The organism is Winogradskyella sp., from assembly GCF_025210595.1.
Taxonomy (GTDB): Bacteria; Bacteroidota; Bacteroidia; order Flavobacteriales; family Flavobacteriaceae; genus Winogradskyella.
On the sequence record NZ_JAOARH010000011.1, the window covers coordinates 1 to 10,774 of the forward strand.

The 10,774-nt window shown below is 31.4% G+C and carries 9 protein-coding genes and 1 tRNA gene; 9 read left to right on the forward strand and 1 reads right to left on the reverse strand.

Annotated elements, in window-relative coordinates; all coding sequences use genetic code 11:
- The 6 genes from N4A42_RS00885 to N4A42_RS00910 all read left to right on the forward strand — a co-directional run.
- The coding region (locus tag N4A42_RS00885) for a 3'-5' exonuclease (RefSeq protein ID WP_294068618.1) at positions 1-1,218 on the forward strand (1,218 nt) is incomplete at its 5' end.
- Positions 1,219-1,258: 40 nt separating this feature from the next.
- Entirely contained in the window at positions 1,259-2,452 is a 1,194-nt protein-coding gene (gene kbl / locus N4A42_RS00890; RefSeq protein ID WP_294068620.1) for a glycine C-acetyltransferase, read from the forward strand.
- 125 nt (positions 2,453-2,577) lie between these two features.
- Positions 2,578-3,975 carry an OmpA family protein gene (locus N4A42_RS00895; RefSeq protein WP_294068622.1) on the forward strand — a complete coding sequence of 466 codons (1,398 nt, stop codon included), beginning with the start codon at positions 2,578-2,580 and terminating at the stop codon, positions 3,973-3,975.
- A gap of 65 nt (positions 3,976-4,040) precedes the next feature.
- Positions 4,041-6,800 carry a PD-(D/E)XK nuclease family protein gene (locus N4A42_RS00900; protein WP_294068624.1) on the forward strand — a complete coding sequence of 920 codons (2,760 nt, stop codon included), beginning with the start codon at positions 4,041-4,043 and terminating at the stop codon, positions 6,798-6,800.
- Complete coding sequence (locus N4A42_RS00905) at positions 6,800-7,639, forward strand: alpha/beta fold hydrolase (protein ID WP_294068626.1); 840 nt, start codon at positions 6,800-6,802, stop codon at positions 7,637-7,639. The genes N4A42_RS00900 and N4A42_RS00905 overlap by 1 nt, the downstream gene beginning before the upstream one ends.
- Before the next feature lie 7 nt (positions 7,640-7,646).
- Positions 7,647-8,243 (forward strand): hypothetical protein, encoded by a 597-nt coding sequence (locus N4A42_RS00910; protein WP_294068628.1) that lies wholly within the window; start codon positions 7,647-7,649, stop codon positions 8,241-8,243.
- Positions 8,244-8,246: 3 nt separating this feature from the next.
- On the opposite strand, the gene N4A42_RS00915 is transcribed toward N4A42_RS00910, so the two are convergent.
- Positions 8,247-8,320, reverse strand: a tRNA-Ala gene (locus N4A42_RS00915).
- Positions 8,321-8,553: 233 nt separating this feature from the next.
- Here N4A42_RS00915 and N4A42_RS00920 point away from each other — a divergent pair.
- The 3 genes from N4A42_RS00920 to N4A42_RS00930 all read left to right on the forward strand — a co-directional run bounded on the left by N4A42_RS00920 (position 8,554) and on the right by N4A42_RS00930 (position 10,693).
- Positions 8,554-9,888 (forward strand): MATE family efflux transporter, encoded by a 1,335-nt coding sequence (locus N4A42_RS00920; RefSeq protein ID WP_294068630.1) that lies wholly within the window; start codon positions 8,554-8,556, stop codon positions 9,886-9,888.
- Between the two features lie 75 nt (positions 9,889-9,963).
- The gene (locus N4A42_RS00925; RefSeq protein ID WP_294068632.1) at positions 9,964-10,140 is read left to right on the forward strand and encodes a hypothetical protein; all 177 of its coding nucleotides are present in this window, start codon (positions 9,964-9,966) and stop codon (positions 10,138-10,140) included.
- 100 nt (positions 10,141-10,240) lie between these two features.
- Positions 10,241-10,693: a 6-carboxytetrahydropterin synthase gene (locus N4A42_RS00930; RefSeq protein ID WP_294068634.1), complete on the forward strand. Its 453-nt coding sequence runs from the start codon at positions 10,241-10,243 to the stop codon at positions 10,691-10,693.
- Positions 10,694-10,774: the final 81 nt, after the last annotated feature.

Here is a 10,774-nt window from a genome sequence, read left to right on the forward strand (position 1 = left end):
CTAGAAACCTTAAATATTTATATAGATAAGAATAAACTTTTAAGCTTACCTCTGTATGAGCTTGTAGAACAACTTATTAGAACATTCAATTTACACAACACGTCTGATGCTTATTTACAATTCTATCTGGATATTGTTTTGGAATTCACACAAAAACAGAATTCAGATTTAACAGGTTTTGTTAACTATTTTGAACAAAAAAAAGATAGCCTAAGTGTTATTTCGCCTAAAAACACTAACGCTGTTCAAATAATAACCATTCATAAATCTAAAGGACTAGAATTCCCTGTTGTTATATTTCCTTTTGCAGATCTTAATATTTATAAAGAATTAGATCCTAAAATTTGGTTTCCTGTTGATGAAGATAATTACAATGGTTTTGAAACTTTATTACTCAATTACAATAAAGATGTTGAAAATTATGGTGAAGTTGGACAATACATCTATAACTACCATCAATCTCAGTTAGAATTAGATAACATCAACCTATTGTATGTTACATTAACAAGAGCTTCAGAACAGCTTTTTATAATATCTAAAAAGGACGTCAATGCTAAAGGAATTGTAAACAACAACACTTATTCCGGAATGTTAATCTCATACTTAAAAAACCTTAGTTTATGGTCCGATAATCAATTAGCCTATAGTTTTGGGACTTTACAACAAAACGAAGTTGAAACAAAGCAAGAAACGGAATCCAGCACTATCAATCTTATTTCAGTACCAAAAGAAGATCATAATTTAAAGATTATTACAAAATCTGGTCAACTTTGGGATACCAAGCAAGAAAAAGCTATAGAACGTGGCAACTTGGTTCATCTCATTTTATCCAAAATTAAAACGCATCAAGATGTAGATTTTGCTTTTAATAATCTGTTAGCCTCTGGAGATATAACTTCAGCAAATGAAAAAGAACTTAGACACATCGTAAATAGCGTTATACAACACAATAAGCTAAGTCCTTATTTTACTAATGAATACCAAACCTATAATGAAAGAGATATTATAACCCAATCTGGCCAATTATTAAGACCAGATCGTATAAATATCAATTCAAAGAATGAAGTAGTAATACTTGACTACAAAACAGGTGAGCAAAAAGCAAGTTATAAATTACAACTAGGAACCTATGCAACTATTATAGAGAACATGCATTATAAAATAAAACACAAGTACATTGTTTATATAAACGATAGTGTTGAAGTTGTTGAAATATAGTTTATAGAATAGTATCTTTGCTAAACTCAAACAATAAAATATGTACGGGAATATAAAAACACATTTACAGCAAGAAATAGAATCTATTAAAGAAGCTGGACTTTTTAAAGAAGAACGCATTATAACCTCACCTCAAGGAGCAGAAATCACACTTAATACTGGCCAAAAAGTTCTAAATTTCTGTGCTAATAATTATTTAGGATTGTCTTCTCACCCTGAAGTTATACAAGCAGCTAAAGACACTTTAGACTCTCATGGTTTTGGTATGTCATCGGTAAGGTTTATATGTGGTACTCAAGACATTCACAAAGAATTAGAACAAAAAATAGCCAACTTCTATGGTACAGAAGACACCATATTATATGCAGCTGCTTTTGATGCTAATGGAGGTGTTTTTGAACCTTTATTAACTAAAGAAGATGCTATTATTTCAGATTCACTAAACCATGCTTCTATTATAGATGGAGTGAGGCTTTGTAAAGCAGCAAGATATCGTTATCAGAATAATGACATGGCTGATTTAGAAAAGCAGCTTATTGCTGCAAATGAAAATGGAGCTCGCTTTAAAATTATAGTTACAGATGGTGTGTTTTCTATGGATGGCTTAGTTGCTCCATTAGATCAAATATGTGATTTAGCAGACAAATACGATGCTATGGTAATGATAGATGAATGCCATGCTACTGGATTCATAGGCGAAACTGGCATAGGTACTCTTGAAGAAAAAGGTGTTCTAGGACGAATAGATATAATTACTGGAACCTTAGGAAAAGCCTTAGGTGGTGCAATGGGTGGTTACACTACAGCAAAAAAAGAGATCATCGAAATTTTGCGTCAACGTTCAAGACCTTATTTATTCTCAAACTCTCTAGCACCTGCCATTGTGGGAGCTTCAATTAAGGTTTTTGATATGCTAAAGAACGACACAGCACTTAGAGATAAAGTAGAGTGGAATACAAAATACTTTAAGAAAGGTATGAAAGAAGCAGGTTTTGATATTGTAGATGGTGATTCTGCAATTGTACCAGTGATGTTATACGATGCTAAACTGTCTCAAACCATGGCTAATATGCTTTTAGAAGAAGGAGTTTATGTTATTGGGTTCTTTTACCCTGTTGTTCCTAAGGAAAAAGCACGTATTCGTGTACAACTTTCAGCCGCTCATACTAAAGAACATCTCAACAAAACTATAAACGCATTTATAAAAGTTGGTAAGCAATTAGAAGTTATTTAAAACTGCTATAAACGCACTATTTTAGGGCATTATAACAATATTTTTATACATTTGTCTTTGTTAATAAAGTTTAACAACTTAAATTTGCTCTTAATTAACACTTAAAATTAAAATTAGTTTAGAATATGAAAAATCTTAGCAGATTACTTTTGGCTGCGGTGCTATTTATTAGTTATAGCACAACGCATGCTCAAGACAAAAACAACCCATGGGCTGTAACAATTGGCGCCAATGCTGTTGACTTTTATCCTGTGGGCGAAGATGCCCCACAAGGAGATTACTTCGATGAGTACTTTAATGTTGAAGATCATTGGAATATTTTTCCTTCTTTATCTACTATCTCTGTTTCAAGATACCTAAGCGATGGATTTACTTTTACTGCTACTGGTTCTTTAAATAGAATAGATAAGTTTGGTACAAACTTAAATGCCAATGGCTCTGAAGCTGGAACAAACAAAGTTGATGATTTAACATACTTTGGTGTAGATGGTAGAGTGTCTTATAGCTTTATGGATATTATAAAATCTAAATCTATTGATCCTTACCTTGGTGTAGGTGGTGGTTACTCATGGTTAGATGAAATTGGAGCTGGTACACTAAACGGTTCTTTAGGATTAAAATATTGGTTTACCGAAAAAGTAGGAATTGACGTTACTTCCACTTATAAGCATGCTTTCGAAGATTATTTACCTAAACATTTCCAACACTCTGTAGGTATTACTTTTAAATTTGGTGGCACTGATACAGATGGTGATGGTGTTTATGACCATGAAGATGCTTGTCCAGAAGAAGCAGGTTTAGAAATCTTTAACGGTTGCCCAGATTCTGACAGTGATGGTATTCAAGATTCTAAAGATGATTGTCCTAATACTGCTGGTTTAGCAGAATTTAACGGTTGCCCAGATGCTGATGGTGATGGTGTAATGGATAAAGACGATAACTGCCCTTCTGTAGCTGGTTTAAAATCTCTTATGGGATGTCCAGATGCTGATGGTGATGGTGTTGCTGACGGTGATGACAACTGTCCTAACGAATCAGGTCCTGCTGCAAATAATGGTTGCCCTTGGCCAGATACTGATGGTGATGGTATCTTAGACAAAGACGACAAGTGTCCTAACGAAGCTGGTGTTGCAGCAAACAATGGTTGTCCTGAAGTTAATCCTACTCAAGAAGTAATGGAAACTTTAAACACTTATGCTAAAACTATTTTATTTGACACTGGTAGATCATCTTTCAAAAAAGAAACTGACCAAGTATTACAAGCAATGGTAGCTATCTTCAAGCAATATCCAAAAGCTGATTTTGCAATTGAAGGTCATACTGATAGTGTTGGTCCTAAGTCTAGCAATCAAAGATTATCAGAAAAAAGAGCTAATGCTGTTAGAGATTACTTAATTGCCAACGGAATTAGTGCTGACAGATTAACTGCTACTGGTTACGGTGAAGATAACCCAATTGCTAGTAACAAAACTAGATCTGGTAGAAAAGAAAATAGACGTGTAGAGGTGAAGTTAAAGAACTAACAAATACACTCTAAAATATATTTAAAAAACGCTCCGAGTTTCGGAGCGTTTTTTATTTTTATAAAATGGTTAGTTTTATAAAATCCGTTTTATTAGACCTTAAACATAAGGGTTTAAAACCAGAAGATACTTGCTTTATATTACCTAGTAAACGTGCAGGTGTTTTTTTAAAACATCACCTTTCTAAAATCATAGACAATCCTGTGTTTGCTCCTCAGATTTTCAGTATCGAGGAATTTGTTGAAGAATTGTCTGGTCTAAAAAGTTTATCTAATACCGAATTAATATTTCAGTTTTACACCTCTTACTTAGATGCAACAAAAAAAGAAGACCAAGAATCTTTTGAGTCTTTTACTAATTGGGCTCAAATCTTATTGCAAGACTTTAATGAAATCGATCGTTATCTAACCGATCAAAATGCCATATTTGATTATTTACATGCCATTAAAGAAATTAATCACTGGTCATTAGAACCAGAGCAAACCGATTTAATAAAAGCACATTTAAGCTTTTGGAAAGACCTTAAAGAATACTACAAAGCATTTACAGGGAAACTTCTTCATGAAGAAAAAGGTTATCAAGGGCTAATTTACAGGGAAGCTGTTACAAACCTTGAAACCTATATTGAAAACAACACCAATAAAAGACATGTTTTTTTAGGTTTTAATGCTTTAAACACTAGCGAATCACAAATCATACAAGGCTTGCTTCAAAGTGATTTGGCAGATATTTATTGGGACATAGATAAAATATTTATAGAAGATGATATTCATGATGCTGGTTTATTTATAAGAGATCATAAGGCTAATTGGAATTACTTTAAGAAACATCCTTTTAATTGGGTTACATCTCACTATAGTGAAAAGAAAAACATACAAGCTATAGGAGTTCCTAAATTAGTCGGACAAGCAAAATATATTGGTCAAATACTAAACGATCTAAGCCTAAATGACAGAGATTTAAAAAACACTGCAGTTGTTTTAGGTGAAGAAAACTTATTAATACCTGTACTCAATTCCATACCAAAACAAATAACTCAGCTAAATGTAACTATGGGATTGTCGCTAAAACAAATACCATTAGCTTCATTATTTGATCTGTTATTTACATTACACAAAAAGAATACTGATGCATTTTATTATAAGGATATTATTGCAATCATTCATCATCCTTCTATTTATGGTGTTTTAGACAGAGATGATAAGGATAATTTTAGTCAATTAATCGACCATATACAAAAAAACAACATTGTATATATCTCGCTTTCTGAGCTTAAAAAAATATCACATTCTACGACACATCAACTCATTAATATACTATTCAATTCTTGGGAAAATAATGCAAAAACAGCTCTTAATAGCTGTTCTGATCTTATCTATAGCATTAAAGAATGTCTTAATTTTGAAAAGGTAAATAATCTAGAGTTAGAATACCTGTACCGCTTTAATTCCTTATTTAATCAATTATCAGAACTCAATAACAACTATTATTTCTTAAACTCAATTGAAAGTTTACAAAAGATATATAAAGAACTAGTAGAAACCGAAACTCTAGATTTTAAAGGAGAGCCTTTAGAAGGACTTCAAATTATGGGAATGTTAGAATCTAGAGTATTAGATTTTGACACTGTTATCATTAGTGCTGTTAATGAAGGCATACTGCCATCTGGTAAAACAAATAATTCATTTATTCCTTTTGATGTTAAACTTCAAAACAATTTACCAACCTTTAAAGAAAAAGATGCAGTTTACACCTATCACTTTTACAGATTAATTCAGCGTGCTAAAAACGTTTATCTGCTATACAATACCGAAGCAGACGCACTTAAAGGTGGTGAAAAAAGTAGATTTATCACTCAAATTGAGGTTGAAGGCATTCATGCAATAAAACATTCTATTGCATCGCCAGAAGCTCCTGTTATTAAGAAAAACTTAAAACGAATGTCAAAAACAGCTCCTGTTTTAAATAAAATAAAAGAGGTGGCTAATAAAGGGTTTTCACCTTCATCATTAACTAATTATATTAGAAACCCAATAGATTTTTATTATGAAAAAATACTTGGTATAAAAGCCTTTGAAGATGTCGAAGAAAATATTGCAGCAAACACATTAGGCTCAGTAATTCACAATATCCTAGAGGATTTTTATAAACCTATAGAAGGGAGCCTTTTAACATTAGAACATCTCCAAACTTTTAAAACTTTAATTAATAAAACCGTTACAAAGCACTTTAAAGATCTATACAAGGATGGCGATTTCTCTAAAGGTAAAAACCTAATCATTTTTGAAATTGCTCAGCGATATGTCTTAAATTTTATTAATTCTGAGATAGATCAACTTAAAAATGGAAATAAAATTAAGATCATAACCATTGAAGCAGACGAGACTATTGAACTAAAAATTGAAAATATTGAGCATCTAATTAAACTTACTGGTAAAGTTGATAGAATTGACGAGTTTAACGGCACAACACGTATTATTGATTATAAATCTGGAAAAGTTGAACAAAACAAAGTTGAAATAGTAAACTGGGAAGACCTCATTACAGATTATGATAAGTATAGTAAATCTTTTCAGATATTGTGTTATGCTTATATAATGAAACAAAAAAAGAAAATTGAATTACCTATTGAAGCAGGTATAATTTCGTTTAAAAATTTAAATGAAGGATTTTTAAAATTCGGAAAAAAAGAATCTACATATAGCAGAAATAAACACCAATTAGTAACTGAAGACACCCTTTTTAATTTCGAGGATGAACTAAAAAAGCTTATTCTAGAAATTCATAATAAAAACATTGATTTTATAGAAAAAGAACTCGACTAATGAAAATAGATAAAAATTTTATTCTAAACAGAACCAATAAAAAACCAATACTCATTGATACTTTTTATTCTTCAAATCATTCAAATCAACCAATAGTTATCTTTTGTCATGGTTATAAAGGCTTTAAAGATTGGGGAGCTTGGAATATTATGGCTAAAAGAATTGCTGACTCTGGCTTTTGTTTTATAAAATTCAATTTTTCTCATAATGGAGGCACAATGGAAAACCCAATTGACTTTCCAGATTTAGAAGCGTTTGGTAATAATAATTATACTATAGAATTAGATGATTTAAATGATGTTATTAATTGGGCTCAAGATCAATTTAAAGATCATTCTAATGTAGATATTAATAAAATCACTTTAATTGGTCATAGTCGTGGAGGTGGTATCTCTATTCTAAAAACTTCAGAAGATTCTAGAATAAATAAACTTATTACACTAGCTAGTGTTTGCGAATTTGGCAAGCGCACTACCAGAATGGCTAATATGACAGAATGGAAAGAAAAAGGTGTTATGTATGTAGAAAATGGTAGAACAAAACAACAAATGCCTCATTACTACCAGTTCTATAAAAATTTTAAAGCCAATGAGAAGCGCCTTCATATAGAATCTGCAATGAAGCAGATGACAATTCCTCATTTAATTATCCATGGAGACAAAGACACTTCAGTAAAAATTGAAGAAGCCTATGCCTTGCATCAATGGAATCCTAACAGTCAACTAGAAATCATTAAAGAAGCAAACCATGTATTTAATGTAAAACATCCTTGGGAAAAAGAAGAAGTTTCTATTGAACTCAATACAGTAATTAATAAAACGGTGCGGTTTTTGAGATAAAATCTGCATGAAAAAAACACTTTTACTACTAGGTTTATTGTGCTTTCTATCTTGTAATGTTGTTTCAATACATAACTTTAGTAATGATCGTAGATGGAAAAAGAAAAAATTTAAAAGTAAAACCTATGTAAATCTGAACTACAACCCAATTTTATTAGACAGTATCAATTCTAAAGGTGTGTTTTTAGCTGGAACTTATTCCTATGACCTTGAATCTCAAAAACTAAAACCTATTTTAATAACAAAACTTAAAAAAAGGAATATTCATGTTTCAGATACTGCAAAATCTACACTAGAAATAACAACACTAATTGCCAATGAATTTATCTCTTATGAAAGTATTTATGGTGGCGAATGCGATTCGGAATATCTTGGAGATCATGAATCTTATAAAGTAGAATTAGCCATAATCGGTACAATTTCAAAAGACACCATTAAAAGGGAGGTTGCATCTGTTTATAAATTCACCTCAGAACCTAGAGAAAGTTATATATTTAATGAGCTTATTGCATATAGTAATCCTAATGTTGATTTAGAAAAAGTTATAAATAACATGATTAATTCATTTAGTGTTCAAGTTTATGATGAATTAATTAAGGATTAAAAGTGGAGCATATCGGAGTCGAACCGATGGCCTCTACGCTGCCAGCGTAGCGCTCTAGCCAGCTGAGCTAATGCCCCAAATAGATGTTTTTTGAATTACAACAGTTTAAAAAATGAATCATACTTTAATTCAGAGTCTAAATATAAACTTAATTTATTTGGCTAAAAACCAAAGTAGCATTTGCTTTTTTAAGGTAATATCTGCATATATCAATCGCATAAAAAAATCAAAAAATTCACGAACTTCGCGACTATAAATATATAATAGTGTTTACCTCTCAAAACAGAGTAAGCATGCTTAAGTTAGTCCTTTGAGCTCAACAATTACATTAAAACAAATCAATAAGCTTGCAATACCAGCATTAATTTCTGGTGTATCTGAGCCTATTTTGTCTTTAACAGATGCTGCCATTATTGGCAATATGGATTATAACTCCACAGAAGCCTTAGCAGCTGTGGGAATTGTAACAACATTTTTATCTATGCTAATATGGGTATTAGGGCAAACTCGTAGCGCTATTTCTTCAATTGTATCTCAATATTTGGGAGCTAACAAGCTTAATGAAGTAAAAAATCTCCCTGCTCAAGCTATCTTTATTATAACCTCTTTGAGTATCTTAATTATTTTAGCGACTTACCCTTTTGCGTCTCAAATTTTTAAACTCTACAATGCTTCAGATCTTATTCTAAACTATAGCATAGAATATTATCAGATTCGTGTGTTTGGCTTTCCATTTACCCTTTTTACAATTGCAGTTTTCGGAACCTTTAGAGGGCTTCAAAACACGTATTACCCAATGCTTATTGCTATAACAGGAGCAATAGCAAATATCATTTTAGATATTATTTTGGTTTACGGCATAGAAGGTTTTATCCCAGCAATGCATATAAAAGGTGCTGCTTATGCTAGTGTTGTTGCTCAAATTATTATGGCATTACTTTCCGCATATTACATCATTAAAAAAACTGATATTCCATTGTTGGTTAAGTTTCCTTTTAATCCCGAGATTAAACGCTTTATTGTAATGATTATCAATTTGTTTGTTAGAACCATAGCGCTTAATGTAGCACTATATTTTGGCACTAGTTTTGCCACAAAATACGGCACAACATATATCGCAGCCTATACCATTGCCATTAATCTTTGGTTCTTAGGAGCTTTCCTAATAGATGGTTACGCAAGTGCAGGCAACATTTTATCTGGCAAACTTTTAGGAGCAAAAGCATACAAAACACTTATTAATCTAAATCAACAACTTATAAAATATGGTATCGTTGTAGGGTTAATAATTGCTTTTATTGGTGCGCTTTTTTATTATCCTATTGGAAATATTTTCACCGATGACAAAGCTGTTTTGAGTGAATTTTATAACGTTTTTTGGATGATTTTAGCCATGCAACCATTATGTGCTCTAGCTTTTATTTTTGATGGTGTTTTTAAAGGATTAGGAAGAATGCAATATTTAAGAAATGTTTTATTGTTTTCTACATTGCTAGTGTTTATTCCTGTTATTTTCTGGGCTGATTTTATGGATTATAAATTGTATGGTGTTTTTACAGCATTTACACTTTGGATTATAGCTCGAGGTTTACCATTAATTATAAAATTTAGAAAAACATTTAACCCACTTGTTCAAAACACTTAATTTCTTCTTTAAAAACTGATTTTGGTCTGAAAAAATTCATGTACTTTTGATTGATAAATTGATATTTAATTACAGTTGAAAGCACTTATATATTTATTACAACAGGTAGACATAAAACAAAAGTTAAAAGATGCACCAGACGATAGCTATGGAACAGGTATATTTATAGGTACAATGATACCTTTTGTAGTCTTAGTTGCAATTGCATATATAGTATATAGATATAATAAAAACAGAATAAAAGACGAATAGAATGGATATTCTCAACTTTCTAGGAGGTAACGGATTATTTTTAATTTTAGGAATTATACTTGTTGTAGTTTATTTCTATAACCGAATTAAAAGACGATAAATGAGCAACATACGTATTACAAAGCAATTTTCTTTTGAAACAGGACATGCACTATATGGTTATGACGGTAAGTGTAAAAATGTTCATGGGCATAGTTATCGCTTAAATGTTACCGTCATTGGAGTTCCTATTACAGATACTTCTAATGTAAAGTATGGAATGGTCATTGATTTTAGCGATTTAAAGAAAATTGTAAAAGAAGAAATCGTTAATGTTTTTGATCATGCTACTGTATTTAACAAAAACACCCCTCATGTAGAATTAGCAAAAGAATTAAAAGATAGAGGTCATAATGTACTATTGGTAGACTACCAACCTACTAGTGAGATGATGGTCATTGACTTTGCTAAAAAAATTAAAAAACGTTTGCCTAATAACATTAAGCTTCACTCTTTAAAACTTCAAGAAACTGCAACTAGCTTTGCTGAGTGGTATGCTTCAGACAATGAGTAATCATCATCACATAAAGATACCGAAAGGCAAGAAGGTTTATTTTGCTTCCGATAATCATCTTGGAGCACCAACCATGGAAGC